The organism is Streptomyces ipomoeae 91-03, from assembly GCF_000317595.1.
In the GTDB taxonomy this organism is placed as follows: domain Bacteria; phylum Actinomycetota; class Actinomycetes; order Streptomycetales; family Streptomycetaceae; genus Streptomyces; species Streptomyces ipomoeae.
The window spans coordinates 1-15,021 of sequence record NZ_AEJC01000502.1 but is presented as its reverse complement, the minus strand read 5'-3'; the positions used below and the strand labels follow the sequence as shown (position 1 = coordinate 15,021).

Genomic DNA, 15,021 nt, shown 5'->3' with positions numbered 1-15,021 from the left:
ATCGTCTACCGACCCGCGGGACGCGTCATCGCTTGACGCAGACCTTCACGGTCTTGGTCCAGGAGTCCGACTTGCCCTTGACGTACGCCGTGACGGTCGGGCGCACGGAGAGGCAGAGCTTCTCCTTCTTGAGGGAGACACGGACCGTGCCGTCGAACTTCGCCGGGCGGCCGGTGTTGCTCTGCTGGTACTTCCACAGGGTCTCGTTGTAGGTGGTCTCGCGCTGGGCGGCCTTGCGCTTGCCGCACTCGACGGTGGGCGCCGCATAGACGCCCCACGGGTAACCACCGGACACGGAGGCGTTCAGCTTGCACTTCGTGCTCTCGTACCAGCGCTGGGTCATCTCCAGCTTGGTGAGCTTGGCCCGCTTGCCACCCGAACAGCTGGTGTAGTTGGTGGCCGTCATGGTCGGGTCCTTCAGCTTCACACCCGTGTAGGCGTGGTCCTTGGCCCCCTTCATCTGCCAGTAGTAGTGCTTGAACTCGATCCGGCCGGTGAACTTCACGTACACACAACGCTGCAGCGGCTTGGACCACATCGACACGGTCGCGCTGTACGGCTTGCTGTGCGACGTCGTTGCGACTGCACCCGCGTCGGGCGCCATGCCCATGACGAGCGCCAGGGAGGACGCCCCCACCGCGAGGGCGGACGCGGCTGATTTGCTCTGCATTCTGTTGTCCCCGTTTCCCCGTAGTCTTCCTTGTCGGGCCTGTCAATTGCCCATATGTGCAAGGGAGCTGGAAGCCGCCCGAGCGGGCGGCGCGGACGCAACACTAGCCACAAGGGTTGACGAGATCACGCCACTCCACAGAGGTGGATCAAGCCTGTTACAAAGCATCAGCTTTGCAAATTCCCGGCGAAGAGCCGGGAAAGGGGCCGACCACGGCGGGCCATCCGTTGACCTGGCATGGGGGAGCCGAGTCCGGGCAGTAGGGATGGCCGGCCGCGGTCGGGGCGAGGGGGCCCGCAGGGGGCGGCGGGCCGGGAATCAGACCGCTTCGGCGACCTCGGGAAGGTGGGCGGCGAGCTGGTCGGTGAGGTCGACGACCTCGGCCAGGTCGCCGAAGTCGCGTGCGGCCGTGTCGACGGTCTTGCGGATCCGGGTGTTGACCCGCTCGGAGCGGACCTTCCTGGCGACCTCCATGGCCCGCCGCGCCATGGCCGCGCCCTGCTCGGGCTCGCGCTGGAGCAGATGCACGGTGGCCATACCGATGAGGTTCAGCGCGTACGACCGCTGGTGTTCGGTGTCCGTGGAGAAGAGGTCGACGGCGCGGCGCATCACGGGCTCGGCCAGCGAGGCGTACGTGGGGCTGCGGCCGGCGACATAGGCGAGGTCCCGGTAGGAGTGGGAGTTCTCGCCGTGCAGTTCGGCCTCGTTGAAGAAGCGGATCCAGTCGGGGTCCGGCTCGTCCCATTCCTCGGCGTCGGCGAAGGTGTCCTCGGCCATCCGGACCGCCCGTTTGCACTTTCCGGGCTGGCCCATGTTGGCGTAGGCGCGGGCCTCCATCGCATACAGCATGGCCTGGGTGCGCGGGCTCGCGCAGTCCCGGCTGCCGTACTGGGCGAGGTGGATCAGTTCGAGGGCGTCGTCGGGCCGGCCGAGGTGGATCATCTGGCGGCTCATGCTGGACAGGATGTACGAGCCGAGGGGCTTGTCACCCGCTTCCTTCGCCGCGTGCAGGGCGAGGACGAAGTACTTCTGCGCGGTGGGCTGAAGACCGATGTCGTACGACATCCAGCCCGCCAGCTCGGCGAGCTCGGCCGCGACCTTGAACAGCCGCCTGTTGGTGGCCTCGGGCTGGGGTTCCTGGAGGAGGTCGGTCACCTCGTGCAGCTGGCCGACGACCGCCTTGCGGCGCAGACCGCCGCCGCACTGGGCGTCCCACTGCCGGAACATCACCGTGGTGGATTCGAGGAGGTCCAGCTCCGGTGCGGAGAGACGGCCGCCGCGCCGTGAGGCGGACGACGGCTCGGGCTCCGAGCGCGGGGCGGGGGACGAGGGGACGAGCCAGCGCTGCATCGGTTCGATGAGGGCCGGGCCCGCGGACAGGGCCAGCGAGCTCCCGAGGAAGCCGCGCCGCGCCAGCATCAGGTCGCTGCGCGAGAACTCGCCGATCAGCGCCACGGTCTGCGGGCCCGTCCAGGGCAGGTCGATGCCGGACACGGATGGTGACTGGTGGGCGGCGCGCAGCCCCAGGTCCTCCACGGCGACGACACAGCCGAACCGCTCGGAGAACAGCTCGGACAGGATCCGCGGGATCGGCTCGCGCGGGTTCTCCCCGTCGAGCCAGCGGCGTACACGGGAGGTGTCGGTGGAGATGTGGTTGGCTCCGAGCTGGCGGGCGCGGCGGTTGACCTGGCGGGCGAGCTCGCCCTTGGACCAGCCGCTGCGGGCGAACCACGAACCCAGCAGTTCGTTCGGGCGCTTCTCAGCGTTCGTGCCGCTTCCGCCGTTGCCGCCCACTGGAACGCCCCCATCCCTGAACCCACTTGTGCGCTGTGTGCGCCAAGCCCTACCAGAATGCCGGTTACCACGCCGTAGGTCCGACAGTTGTCACCCGTCGAACGGAAAGACGACTTGCCTCCGGCATACCCACGAGCGTGTACACCCCCAGAGCCCGTGCACTCAAAGTAATCCCACGCTCACGCGCGCAGCCATGGCGATTCCAGAAACGCCACCATTCGCCACCCCTTCGAATGAACTCACGGTCGCCAGTACGCGATTCACTTGACACACGACGGCCGAGAGTGGGCGGAACGATGCACTCAGGGGCGCGCGTGTTGGACCGCACCACCCCTGAGTGCTGCAGCGCGCCGCCCAGGGGGAAGCAGAGCGTCACAATCCGCCTCCGTCACGTAACCATCGGCGCGCTGGACCCGTTGGAGGGGGCATGGGCTTCACGATCGGCGGCATGCGGGAGATGCGATCGGGCACGCGTCGGCGCGGCCGTTCCTCGGAGTGCACGGCCGTGGCCGAGTTCACCGGCCTCTGGGGGTGGGACGTCGTCCCCGGCGCACGGACGGCTTCAGGCGCGTGCTCATGCGGCAGGGCAACCTGTGACGCGCCCGGCGCGCATCCCCTCGACTTCGCTCCCCCGGTCCGCGCCGGTGCCACTCTCGACGAGGTGACCGAGGCCTGGTCCGAGTTCCCCGGTGCCTCGATCATGCTGCCGGTGGGCCGCTCCTTCGATGTCATCGAGGTCGCCGAGTCCGCCGGGCGGCACGCCCTGGTGCGCATGGAGCGCATGGGCCTCCCCCTCGGCCCCGTGACCGCCACCCCCGAGGGCCGCGCCCACTTCTTCGTCGCCCCCGGCGCGGCGGCCGAGCTCCCCGAGCTGCTCTACCGCATGGGCTGGGACGACCCCTCCGCCCTCGACCTGCGCGGCCTGGGCCCCGGCACCCACATCACCGCCCCGCCCTCCGACCGCGCCGGCCTCGGCCCGGTCCGCTGGCTCCGTTCCCCCGCCCTCGACTCCGCGACGAAGCCACCGGCGGCACGGCTGCTGCTGGGGACGCTGGCTTACGTGGCCCACCGGTCGCGGGCGTAGGGGGCGCAGGCGACCCGGGATACGTACACAGCGAAGCGCCCGTCCCCGAGTGTGTCTTGGGGACGGGCGCTTCTTCGGGTGCCTACCAAATAGTTGCTAGGCAGTGACGCGCCTACCAAATAGTTGTTAGGCAGTTCCTCACTCACCGATAAGGGCATCCACAAACGCCTCCGGCTCGAACGGCGCCAGGTCGTCCGCGCCCTCTCCCAGGCCGACGAGCTTGACGGGTACACCCAGCTCGCGCTGTACGGCGATGACGATGCCGCCCTTGGCCGTGCCGTCGAGCTTGGTCAGGACGATGCCGGTGATGTCGACGACCTCGGCGAAGACACGGGCCTGGACGAGACCGTTCTGGCCGGTGGTGGCGTCGAGGACGAGCAGCACCTCGTCGAGCGGGGCGTGCTTCTCGACGACGCGCTTGACCTTGCCGAGCTCGTCCATGAGACCGGTCTTGGTGTGCAGCCGGCCGGCGGTGTCGATGAGGACGACGTCGGCGCCCTCCTCGATGCCCTCCTTGACGGCGTCGAAGGCGACGGACGCCGGGTCGCCGGCCTCGGGGCCGCGCACCGTACGGGCACCGACGCGCTCGCCCCAGGTCTGGAGCTGGTCGGCGGCGGCGGCTCGGAAGGTGTCGGCGGCGCCGAGGACGACGTTCTTGCCGTCGGCGACGAGCACACGGGCGAGCTTGCCGGTGGTGGTGGTCTTGCCGGTGCCGTTGACGCCGACGACCATCACGATGCCCGGGGTGTCGAGGTTCGAGTCGGTCTTGACCGCGCGGTCGAACTCGGGGACGAGGATCTTGAGCAGCTCCTCGCGGAGCAGCCCGCGCAGCTCGGCCGGGGTGCGGGTGCCGAGCACCTTCACTCGCTCGCGCAGCTGCTCGACCAGTTCCTGGGTGGGCTGGACGCCGACGTCGGCGGTGAGGAGGGTGTCCTCGATCTCCTCCCAGGTCTCGTCGTCCAGGTGCTCGCGCGACAGGAGCGTGAGCAGCCCCTTGCCGAGCGCGTTCTGGGAGCGGGAGAGCCGGGCGCGCAGCCGTACAAGACGGCCGGCGGTCGGCTCCGGGATCTCGATCGGGGGAGCCTCCACGACCGGGGGCTCCTCGACGGCGACGGGTGCCGTCGCCGTGGCGTCCGGGAGGTCCACCTCCTCGATCGTTCGGCGCGGTTCGTCGCGCGGCGTCTCGGCCTCGTCGCCGACGTGCGGCTCGGCCGGGGGGGCGGTGATGTCGGGTGTCGTGGGGGGCGCCGGGGGCAGCGGCTTCTTCCTGCGGCTGCCTACGACGAGCCCGCCCAGCACGCCGAGCACGACCACGGCGATGACTACAGCAAGGATGAGGATTTCCATAACGCGTCCAGTATGCGCGACCACCCCCGCACCACGTTTGATCGCCGTACGGAGCCACACCGCACTTCTCACACCTCTGGCCAGCTGACGCATCGTCAGCTAACGTCCCCCTCCACACCCGCCCGAAGGGGGCCACCCATGCCCGTCACGGTCGTCCGTTTCAATCTGGTCGAGCCCGGTGCCACCCCCGGCTCGCTCGGTGCCCGCTACCGGGCGGCCGTGGAGATGGCCGCGTACGCCGATGAGCAGGGCTTCAGTACGGTGCAGACGGAGGAGCACCACGGGGTCGCGAACAACTGGCTGCCGTCGCCGTTCGTCTTCGCGGGGGCGGTGTTCGGGGCCACCCGCCGAATCGCGGTGACGGTGTCGGCGATGATCGGTCCCCTGCACGACCCGCTGCGGCTGGCCGAGGACATCGCCGTACTGGATCTGCTGAGCGGTGGGCGGCTGGTGACCGTCGCCGGGATCGGATACCGGCCGGAGGAGTACGCCCAGTTCGACGTCGACTGGAAGGGCCGGGGCAGGCTCCAGGACGAGTTGCTGGAGACCCTTCTCGAGGCGTGGACCGGTGAGCCCTTCATCTACCGGGGGCGTACGGTCCGGGTCACCCCGCGCCCGGGCACCGAGCCGCATCCGCTGCTGCTGGTCGGCGGGTCGTCGAAGGCCGCGGCCCGGCGGGCGGCCCGCCTCGGTCTGCCGTTCTTCCCGAGCGCGCATCTGCCGGAGCTGGAGGCGTACTACAAGGAGCGGCTCGTGGAGTACGGCACGGAGGGCTGGACCATGATGCCCGCCGCCGAGACCCCGCTGCTGCATATCGCGGAGGACCCGGACCGGGCGTGGGCCGAGTACGGCGGGCACTTCCTGCACGAGGCACGGACGTACGCCTCCTGGCAGTCGGCCGGCATCCGGTCTGCCGTGCGGTCGGCGGCGGCGACGGTGGGCGAGCTGCGCGCCGAGGGCGTGTACCGGATCGTCACGCCGGACGAGTGCGTGGCGCTGGGCCTCGACAACTACGTACTGCATCCGCTGGCGGGCGGGATGCCGGTCGAGGAGGGGTGGCGCGGTCTGCGGCTGTTCGCGGAGCAGGTGCTGCCCCGGTTGAACGGCTGACTCCCTCCTCGGGGAAACCCGGACTGCCGGGGCTCAGCCCATCTCCTCCAGTGCCTTGTCCTTCGTCTCCTTCACGAACCTGAGGACGAACGGGATGGAGAGCGCGGCGAAGAGCGTGTAGATCACATAGGTCGCGGAGAGGTTCCAGTCGGCCAGCGACGGGAAGCTCGCGGTGATGGCCCAGTTGGCGATCCACTGCGCGGAGGCGGCCACACCGAGGGCGGCGGCGCGGATCCGGTTGGGGAACATCTCGCCGAGCATGACCCAGACGACCACGCCCCAGGAGAGGGCGAAGAAGAGGACGAAGAGGTGGGCGGCGATCAGGGCGACCCAGCCCTGGGTGGCGGGGAGCTTGCCGTCGACGAGGTCATAGGAGAAGGCCCACGCCTCCAGGGCGAGACCGAGGGACATGCCGACGGAGCCGATGAGGGCGAGCGGCCTGCGGCCGATCCGGTCCACGAAGATCATCGCGATGACGGTGCCGACGATGTTGATGATCGACGTCGTGAAGGAGTAGAAGAACGACTCGGTCGGGTCGACGCCCACGGACTGCCACAGTGTCGCCGAGTAGTAGAAGGCGACGTTGATACCGACGAACTGTTGGAAGACCGACAGCCCGATGCCGATCCAGACGATCGGCCTGAAGAGGAAGCTGCCGCCGAGCAGATCCTTGAAGCTCGACTTGTGCTCGCTGTTCATGGCCGACTCGATCTCGGCGACCCGGGCATCCAGGTCGACATCCGCGCCCTCGACCTCGGCGAGCACCTCGCGGGCGCGCTCCTCCTTGCCGACGGAGATCAGGAACCGCGGGGACTCCGGGATCGCGAAGGAGAGCAGTCCGTACAGCACGGCCGGGACGACCATGACGCCGAGCATGATCTGCCAGGCCTCCAGCCCCAGCAGCTCACCGCGCTGGTCGCCGTCGGCGGCGTTGAGAATGCCCCAGTTGACCAACTGCGAGATGGCGATGCCGACGACGATCGCGGCCTGCTGGAACGCGCCGAGCCGTCCTCGGTACGCGGCCGGGGCGACCTCGGCGATGTAGGCGGGGCCGATGACGGAGGCCATACCGATGGCGAAACCGCCGACGATCCGCCAGAAGGCGAGGTCGTAGAGCGCGAACGGCAGCGCGGACCCGACCGCGCTGATCGTGAACAGCGCCGCGGCGATCTGCATGCACCGGATGCGCCCGATGCGGTCGGCTATGCGTCCGGCGGTGGCGGCGCCGACGGCACAGCCGATCAGCGCGACGGCGATGACCTGGGCCAGGGCCGTGGACCCGATGTCGTACCGGTCCCGGATCGCCTCGACGGCCCCGTTGATCACGGCACTGTCGTAGCCGAAGAGGAAGCCGCCCATCGCGGCCGCCGCCGCGATGAAGATCACGTGCGAGAGATGCTCGGGCTGTCCTCTCCGCACCCCTGCCGTGGACGCCTGCGCTGCGCTGGTCACGTGCCCTCCTCATACCGCCTGAAGGTAAAAGCAACGCCGAAGAGCCTATGCCTTCAAGTTTCAAAGTAAACAGGGCCTAGTTGTGCCCATTAAGACAAGAGGTCATGGGGATACATTCACTTCTTGAAGGAAGAGAAACCGTAGCCAGGTCAAGGGCGCGACTACCGGAGCCGCTGGCTGATCACCTTCGACACGCCATCTCCCTGCATGGACACGCCATACAACGCATCGGCGACTTCCATGGTCCGCTTCTGGTGCGTGATCACGATCAGCTGCGACGACTCCTGCAGTTCCTGCATGATCCGGATCAGCCGCTGCAGATTGGTGTCGTCGAGCGCCGCCTCGACCTCGTCCATGACGTAGAACGGGCTGGGCCGCGCCTTGAAGATCGACACCAGCATGGCGACGGCGGTCAGCGACCGCTCGCCGCCGGAGAGCAGCGAGAGCCGCTTGACCTTCTTGCCGGGCGGCCGGGCCTCGACGTCGACACCGGTGGTGAGCATGTTGTCGGGATCGGTGAGGATCAGCCGTCCCTCACCACCGGGGAAGAGCCGGCTGAAGACGCCCTCGAACTCACGGGCGGTGTCCCGGTACGCCTCGGTGAAGACCTGCTCGACGCGTTCGTCGACCTCCTTCACCACCTGAAGCAGATCGGCGCGGGTCTTCTTCAGGTCCTCCAGCTGCTCGCTGAGGAACTTGTGCCGCTCCTCCAGCGCCGCGAACTCCTCCAGGGCCAGCGGATTGACCTTGCCGAGCTGCTGGTACGCCCGCTCGGCCGCCTTGAGCCGCCGCTCCTGCTCGGCACGATGGAAGGGCTTGGGCTGGTTACGGGGGTGCTCGGGGTCCTCCGGCAGCTCCTCCCCCTCGGCGGGCGGTGACGGCGGTACGAGCTGGTCGGGCCCGTACTCCGAGACGAGCCCGGCGGGTTCGACGCCCAGCTCCTCCAGCGCCTTGGTCTCCAGTTGCTCTATCCGCATGCGCTTCTCGGCGCCGAGCACCTCGCCCCGGTGCACGGAGTCGGTCAGCTTGTCCAGCTCGGCCTTGAGATCGCGCCCCTCGTTGCGAGCCCGGGTCAGCTCCTGCTCCCGGCGCGCCTTGGCGGCGTCGGCGGCGGTGCGTTCCTCCTCGGCGCGGCGGAGGGAGACCTCGACGTGGGCCAGCAGCTGCCGGGCTCCGGAGGCGACGGCCTCGGCCACGGCCGCCTCGTGCCGCAGCCGCGCCCGGCGCTGCTCGGCCCTGGCCCGTGCCTCGCGCTCGGCACGCGCGGCCCGGTCGAGGGAGTCGGCGCGCCCGGCGAGGCCCTTGACCCGCTCCTCGTGCGTACGCACCTGGAGCCGGGCCTCCATCTCGGTCTGCCGAGCATTGGCCCCGTCGGCCGCGAGCCGGTCCCGTACGGAGGTGTCGGGCTCCTCCTCGACGGGCATCTCCTCGGCCACGGCAAGCCGCTCGGCCAGCTCTTCGGCTTCCTGTACGGCCTTGTCGAGCGCCTCCTGGGCCCGTGCGGCGGCGGCCGTCGACCGCTCGGCCTCCCCGGCGGCGCCCCTCGCCTGCCCGGCGAGCCGCCCGAGTTGCTGGGCGACCGCCGACTTCTCCCGCTCGGCCGCCCGGCGCCGCTCCCCCAGCTCCTCCACGATCCCGGCCCGTTCCCGGCGCAGCTCGACCGCGGCCTGCTGGACCTCGGCCAACTCCTCGCACCGTACGGCCAGTTCCTCCAGCTCGGCCGCCGCCTCGTCGACGGACGCCTGCACCTCCAGCAGGCTGGGCGCCCCCGCTGAGCCGCCGTGCGCGAAGTGCGCCCCGAGCACATCGCCCTCGGCGGTGACGGCGGTGAGGTCGGGGCGGGCGTAGACGAGGTCCTCGGCGTCTTCGAGGGTGCCCACGACGACGATGCCGCGCAGCAGCCGGCGTACGGCGGGCATGAGTTCGGCGGGGCCGCGGACGAGGTCGGCGGCGAAGTGCTCCGCTTGGTGGGCCGGGAGAGGTCGTCGCTCGTCTGCGGGTTCGTCGTGGTCGCTCGCGCCCACGCGGGGGCAGCCGCATGTCGAACACAGCCCCGCGCCCCTTTGGGGCGCGGTTGTGGGGTCATCCGGCGCCCCCGCCAGCAGCAGTGCCGCGCGTCCCGCGTCCTGCTTGCGGAGCAGGCGGATGGCCTCGACGGCCGAGGCGGGAGTCGTGACCGCGATGGCGTCCGCCGCCGCGCCGAAGGCTGCGGCCAGGGCTACCTCGTAGCCCTGGGTCACCGTCAGCAGTTCCGCGGCCGGTCCCAGCAGTCCGCCGAGACGGTCCTTCGCGGCGAGCAGCGAGCCCGTGCCGTCCTTGCGGCGCAGGCCCAGGGCGAGGGCTTCGTGGCGGGCCTGGGTGGCGGCGCGGCGACGTTCGGCGGCGGTGGTGGCCTCGCGGGCGGCGCTCAGGGCGGACTCGGCCTCGGCGAGGGCGCGCTTGGCGGCGTCGTGCTGTTCGGCCAGTTCGGTGTCGTCGGCGTCGAGGCCGTCGACCTCGGCCTTGAGCGCCTCGTACTCCTCCTGGGCGGTGACGGCGCGTTCCTGTGCCTCGTCGCGGGCGGCGGCGAGGCGGTCGATCTCGGCCTGGGCGGAGGCGGCGCGGGAGCGGGCGGCGTTGACCTGGCCATTGAGGCGGGCGAGGCTCTCGCGGCGGTCGGCGATGGAGCGGGCGACATCCTTCAGCCGGCGTTCCTCGATCACCAGCTCGCGCTCCAGTTCGGCGCGGTGCGCGACGGTGTCCTCCAGGGCGCGCTCGGCGGCTTCGAGGGCCGCTTCGAGTTCGGCCTCCTGTTCGCGGATGCGGGCGGCCTCGCGCTCCATGTCCTCGGGGTCGCGGCCCCGGCGTTCCTCGGGCGGCGCGGAGGTGGCGCTCTTGACCCGGGCGTCGGCGAGGGAGATCGTGCCGCGCACCCGTTCGGCGAGCTGCGACAGCTCGTACCAGGTCTCCTGGGCCCGTTGGAGGCGCGGGGTGAGCCGGCGGACCTCGTCCTCCAGGAGCGCCTCCCGTTGGAGCGCCTTCTTCAGCTCGGTCTCGGCGGCTTCCTTGCGCTGCTTCAGCGCGGCCTCGTCGGCGATCTCGTTCCGGAGCGCCTGGCGCAGTCGTACGAGGTCGTCGGCGAGGAGGCGGAGGCGGGCGTCGCGGAGGTCGGCCTGGATGACGGCGGCCCGGCGGGCGACGGCGGCCTGGCGGCCGAGGGGTTTGAGCTGGCGGCGGAGTTCGTCGGTGAGGTCCTGGACGCGGGCGAGGTTGGCCTGCATGGCGTCCAGCTTCCTGAGCGCCTTCTCCTTGCGTTTGCGGTGCTTGAGGACGCCGGCTGCCTCTTCGATGAAGGCGCGGCGGCCCATGGGGTCGGCGTGGAGGACGGAGTCGAGCTGGCCCTGGCCGACGATGACGTGCATCTCGCGGCCGATGCCGGAGTCGGAGAGCAGTTCCTGGATGTCGAGGAGCCGGCAGGTGTCACCGTTGATCTGGTACTCGCTGCCGCCGTTGCGGAACATGATCCGCGTGATGGTGACCTCGGCGTACTCGATGGGCAGGGCCCCGTCGGAGTTGTCGATGGTGAGGGACACCTCGGCGCGGCCCAGCGGGGGGCGACCGGTGGTGCCGGCGAAGATGACGTCCTCCATCTTGCCGCCGCGCAGCGACTTGGCGCCCTGTTCGCCCATGACCCAGCTGAGCGCGTCCACGACATTGGACTTGCCCGAGCCGTTCGGACCGACGACGCACGTGATGCCCGGTTCGAACCGCAGCGTGGTCGCCGAGGCGAACGATTTGAACCCGCGGAGGGTCAGGGCCTTGAGGTGCACGCCGCTGGACTCTACCTTCCGGCCTTGTCCCACTCCATGAACGCGCGGTTTCACACATGAACGTGCAGGGCACACCAAACGTTAAAGAGTGTGAGCGCGCGGAGACAAGCGGGGGAAGAAGCCGCGGAGACGACGGGGGAGGAAGCGTCGGCGGACGGAACGCCGGTGCGAGGAGAGGCAAAGAGAAAGGGACGCCTTGGGAAGGCGTCCCTTGCAGATCTGACAACTTAGCGGTTGATACGGGCAGCCAACCACTGCTGTCATGTTGCGATGCAGTGATCAGGTGAGCGCAGGCTCCGCCTGGTGTGCGTCGATGCTCTCCATAAGCGAGTCGTGAGAAGCGGCAGCCGTCAACGCGTCGTTCTCGGCCTGGATCCGTACGAGCTCGGATTCCAGGTCCTGGACGCGCTGCTGGAGCCGTCGCATCTCGGCGAGGAGTCGCGGGTCGGAGCCGCCGACGTAACCGAGAAGCGCCTTTGCCATGATGGATGGTCCTCCACACTGAGTGACCGACCGAAGCGGTGTGGGTCGTGAGGGAATCGCACCCGCGGTGCTTGGCACTGTTGAGTTGGCGCTGCCGTTCATCCATGCCAAACAGCTAAGGTGCGCGGGGCTTTCAGCGTCTCACCAAAAAGTTTGACGGTCAACACGATCACGCCCCGTATCGGTGGGCAGCCCGGTGTCGCGCGGCCCCCGAGGGGCGGCGCTGCGGTGTTTCCGGGACCTCTTCCGGCGGGCGGAGCGAGGGGATCATCCTCTTGGCGGAGCCTGCCACGTGGGGCCGTTCTTGGCAACCACCAGCACGTTTCTGATTTGTGCATGCTGCTGGCATATGCCGGTGGCTCACCCCTCCGCTCGCGACAGCTCCGCTCGACGGAGCGTGTCAGCGGACGGCGAAGCCGTCGTAACCGCCTCGGGGTGTGTCCCAGATCTCGGTGACACCGTCCACGCGCCCGGGCGTGTCGTCACTCTGGAGCCACTCCAACAGCCCTTGACACGCCTCCCGGGCACCCTCTGCGACCACCTGCACCCGTCCGTCTGCCAAATTGAGAGCAAAACCACTCAGGCCGCCGATCTCCAGCGCCCTGGCCCGCGTGAACCAGCGGAAACCCACCCCTTGTACCCGTCCGCGCACCCAGACGACCAGCCGTACATCCTCGCTCATGAGTGCACGCTAACGGGCCAATGTCTCTCCGGTCTCTCCCTCCCCTGGCGCCATGCTGTACCGTCCCCACCCAATGAATCTCATATGAAACTCACTCCTTCGTGTGAGATTCGTGAAGACGACGATCACAACGTTGACAACATCACCAACGTTGACCGCAGGACACCGCAAGGACGAGGAAGGCCAGGACATGGGACGCCACCGACGCTCCGCCGCCGGCCGCGCCGCCACGGGCCGCGCCACCGGGGTCACGGATACCGGCTCCGGTCCGGAGCCGCACTACGGCCCGGAGAACCTCTACGGGTTCGCCGCAGTTCTGGAGGCCGACGCCCGGGCGGCGGCACGTGGCGGCGGTTCACGGCGCCGCAAGAAGAAGGTCGTGACGCCCGTGAAGACCGGTCTGCTCGGCGTCTCCGCGGCCGTGGCCATCGGCACCGTCGCGGTGGCGACCGGAGTGCTGCCGGGCGGCGACAAGTACACGGTCAGCGGCGGCAGCAGCTCCGAGACGGTGGTACCGGCCGGGTCCCCGACGGCGGCGGCGAGCCCGCAGGGCGGCACGGACGGCGCCGCGCAGCAGCAGCGCGAGGACGAGTCCACCAGTCGTGACTCCCGGCGCGAGGCGTCGCCGTCGACCAGCCCGTCCGAGTCGAAGACGCCGTCCAAGAAGCCCACCAAGAAGCCGGACAAGGCCTCCGGCTCCCAGAAGACCAAGAAGCCGAACCCCAAGCCCACCAAGGAGAAGCAGACCACCACCCCGGTGGACGTCTCCGCGGAGACCCAGGCCGAGGCCGCGGTACTCCTGCTGGTCAACGAGGAGCGGGCCAAGGCGGGCTGCAACCCGGTCGCGGCGGACAGCGGGCTGGCGAAGCTGGCGGAGGCGTTCAGCGAGGACATGGCCGCGCGGGGCTTCTTCGATCACACCAACCCGGACGGCGAGGACCCCTGGGACCGCGCCGCCGCCCTCGGCATCACCGGCCTCGGCGGCGAGAACATCGCCCGCGGTCAGGCCACCGCCGAGGCGGTCATGGAGGCCTGGATGAACAGCCCCGGCCACCGCGCGAACATCCTGAACTGCGACTTCAAGACCCTCGGCGTCGGTGTGCACCTGGGCGACGGTGGCCCTTGGTGGACCCAGGACTTCGGGTACTAGACGGCGGCCTGCGCCAGCCGGTCCGAAGGCGACTCGACAGTCGGCGAAGCTAACCAGAAGTTAGTGCAACCTTTTGGTTAGTGCTGTGCGGGAGTATCCTCGACGTATGGAAACAGCCGCGCAGCCCGCAGTGACGCCCGCGCAGGCCGCCGCGGACGTGGGCGGCCTGAACGTCGACGAGCTGGCCTTCGACGTGTTCGCCAGGAACTGTCCGTCGCGGGGCACCCTGGAGCATGTGACCGGCCGCTGGGGCGGCCTCACGCTCTGCGCGCTGCACGACGGCACGCTCCGCTTCAACGAGCTGCGTCGGCGTGTGGACGGCGTCAGCGAGAAGATGCTCTCCCAGACCCTGCACGCCCTGGAGCGTGACGGTCTGGTCCACCGCGAGGCCCAGCCCACCAACCCGCCCCGCGTGGACTACACGCTCACCCCGCTCGGCCGCGAGGTCTCCGAGCGCCTGCTGGCCCTCATCACCTGCCTTGAGGACCGCATGGAGGACGTGCTCCGGGCACGCCGAAACTACGACGAGGCGCGCGGCGCCCGCTGACACTTCGGGCAGTAGTAGCTGGACCGGTTCATCCAGGGCCGCCGCCGCATCGGCGTGGCACAGCGCCGACAGGGCAGCCCCTCACGGCCGTACGCGTCCAGCGACCGGTCGAAGTACCCCGACTCGCCATTGACGTTGACGTACAGGCTGTCGAAGCTGGTGCCGCCCACCGCCAGGGCCGCGTTCATCACATCCCGTATATGGCCCAGGAGTTCGGTGGTGCGGGGGCGTGTGAAGCCGGCGGTCGGCCGCTCGTAGTGGATTCGCGCGCGCCAAAGCGCCTCGTCCGCGTAGATGTTGCCGACTCCGCTGATCAACGACTGGTCGAGCAGGGCCCGTTTGATGGTCGTACGCTTCCGCCGCAGCGCTTGGTGGAAGGCCTCGGCCTCGAACAGCGCGTCCAGGGGGTCGCGTGCGATGTGGGCGATGACGTCCGGCAGCCCGTCGGGGCCGGTGTCGTGCAACGACAGCCCGCCGAAGGTGCGTTGGTCGACGAAGCGGAGTTCGGTGCCCAGGCCGTCCGCGAACCGTACGCGGATCCGGAGGTGCTTCTCGTCGGCCGCGTCGTGCGGCTGAACGAGCAGCTGACCGCTCATCCCGAGGTGGGCGAGCACGGCGATCCCGCTGTCCTCCACCGGCAGCCACAGGTATTTGCCGCGCCGGCTCGGTTCACCGATGCGGTGCCCCTTGAGTCGGTGCGCGAAGTCGTCCGGTCCGGCGAGATGCCGCCGGATCGCCCGTGGGTGCAGGACCTCCACATCGGCGACCGTCCGGTGGGCCACCCACCGCTCCAGTCCCCGCCGTACGACTTCGACCTCGGGAAGCTCGGGCACGGGGTCCTCCGGAGGTTTGGCGGGCGGGGTTGTTTTTTGGGTGCGGGTGAGTGGGGGCTG

The 15,021-nt window shown here is 69.7% G+C and carries 12 protein-coding genes; 4 read left to right on the top strand and 8 right to left on the bottom strand.

What is annotated here, in order from left to right; all coding sequences use genetic code 11:
- Positions 1-25: 25 nt before the first annotated feature.
- A complete protein-coding gene (locus tag STRIP9103_RS32785) occupies positions 26-670 on the bottom strand; it encodes a hypothetical protein (protein ID WP_009327639.1) in 645 nt (214 codons plus the stop codon).
- Between the two features lie 318 nt (positions 671-988).
- Entirely contained in the window at positions 989-2,464 is a 1,476-nt protein-coding gene (nsdA, locus tag STRIP9103_RS32780) for a transcriptional repressor NsdA (RefSeq protein WP_009327642.1), read from the bottom strand.
- A gap of 427 nt (positions 2,465-2,891) precedes the next feature.
- On the opposite strand from nsdA, the gene STRIP9103_RS32775 reads away from it, so the two are divergent.
- Positions 2,892-3,548, top strand: a complete 657-nt coding sequence (locus tag STRIP9103_RS32775) for a bifunctional DNA primase/polymerase (protein ID WP_009327643.1) — start codon at positions 2,892-2,894, stop codon at positions 3,546-3,548.
- Positions 3,549-3,686: 138 nt separating this feature from the next.
- Here the strand turns inward: STRIP9103_RS32775 and ftsY are convergent, their stop codons facing one another.
- On the bottom strand, positions 3,687-4,895 hold the full coding sequence (ftsY, locus tag STRIP9103_RS32770; RefSeq protein WP_009327633.1) for a signal recognition particle-docking protein FtsY: 1,209 nt from the start codon (positions 4,893-4,895) through the stop codon (positions 3,687-3,689).
- Positions 4,896-5,033: 138 nt separating this feature from the next.
- Here ftsY and STRIP9103_RS32765 point away from each other — a divergent pair, with 138 nt between their 5' ends.
- Positions 5,034-6,005 carry an LLM class flavin-dependent oxidoreductase gene (locus STRIP9103_RS32765; protein WP_009327637.1) on the top strand — a complete coding sequence of 324 codons (972 nt, stop codon included), beginning with the start codon at positions 5,034-5,036 and terminating at the stop codon, positions 6,003-6,005.
- A gap of 33 nt (positions 6,006-6,038) precedes the next feature.
- Here the strand turns inward: STRIP9103_RS32765 and STRIP9103_RS32760 are convergent, their stop codons facing one another.
- The 4 genes from STRIP9103_RS32760 to STRIP9103_RS32745 form a co-directional block, all read right to left on the bottom strand.
- Positions 6,039-7,457 (bottom strand): sugar porter family MFS transporter, encoded by a 1,419-nt coding sequence (locus STRIP9103_RS32760; RefSeq protein WP_009327635.1) that lies wholly within the window; start codon positions 7,455-7,457, stop codon positions 6,039-6,041.
- A 161-nt stretch (positions 7,458-7,618) separates the two neighbouring features.
- A complete protein-coding gene (locus STRIP9103_RS32755; RefSeq protein WP_009327636.1) occupies positions 7,619-11,266 on the bottom strand; it encodes an AAA family ATPase in 3,648 nt (1,215 codons plus the stop codon).
- A 279-nt stretch (positions 11,267-11,545) separates the two neighbouring features.
- A complete protein-coding gene (locus STRIP9103_RS32750; RefSeq protein WP_009327638.1) occupies positions 11,546-11,749 on the bottom strand; it encodes a hypothetical protein in 204 nt (67 codons plus the stop codon).
- A gap of 400 nt (positions 11,750-12,149) precedes the next feature.
- Positions 12,150-12,431 (bottom strand): acylphosphatase, encoded by a 282-nt coding sequence (locus STRIP9103_RS32745; RefSeq protein WP_009327641.1) that lies wholly within the window; start codon positions 12,429-12,431, stop codon positions 12,150-12,152.
- 190 nt (positions 12,432-12,621) lie between these two features.
- On the opposite strand from STRIP9103_RS32745, the gene STRIP9103_RS32740 reads away from it, so the two are divergent.
- Entirely contained in the window at positions 12,622-13,581 is a 960-nt protein-coding gene (locus STRIP9103_RS32740; protein WP_009327634.1) for a CAP domain-containing protein, read from the top strand.
- A 106-nt stretch (positions 13,582-13,687) separates the two neighbouring features.
- Entirely contained in the window at positions 13,688-14,128 is a 441-nt protein-coding gene (locus STRIP9103_RS32735) for a winged helix-turn-helix transcriptional regulator (protein WP_009327640.1), read from the top strand.
- On the opposite strand, the gene mutM is transcribed toward STRIP9103_RS32735, so the two are convergent.
- Positions 14,101-14,961 (bottom strand): bifunctional DNA-formamidopyrimidine glycosylase/DNA-(apurinic or apyrimidinic site) lyase, encoded by an 861-nt coding sequence (mutM, locus tag STRIP9103_RS32730; RefSeq protein WP_048821404.1) that lies wholly within the window; start codon positions 14,959-14,961, stop codon positions 14,101-14,103. The two genes, STRIP9103_RS32735 and mutM, sit on opposite strands and share 28 nt — an antisense overlap.
- Between the last annotated feature and the right edge of the window lie 60 nt (positions 14,962-15,021).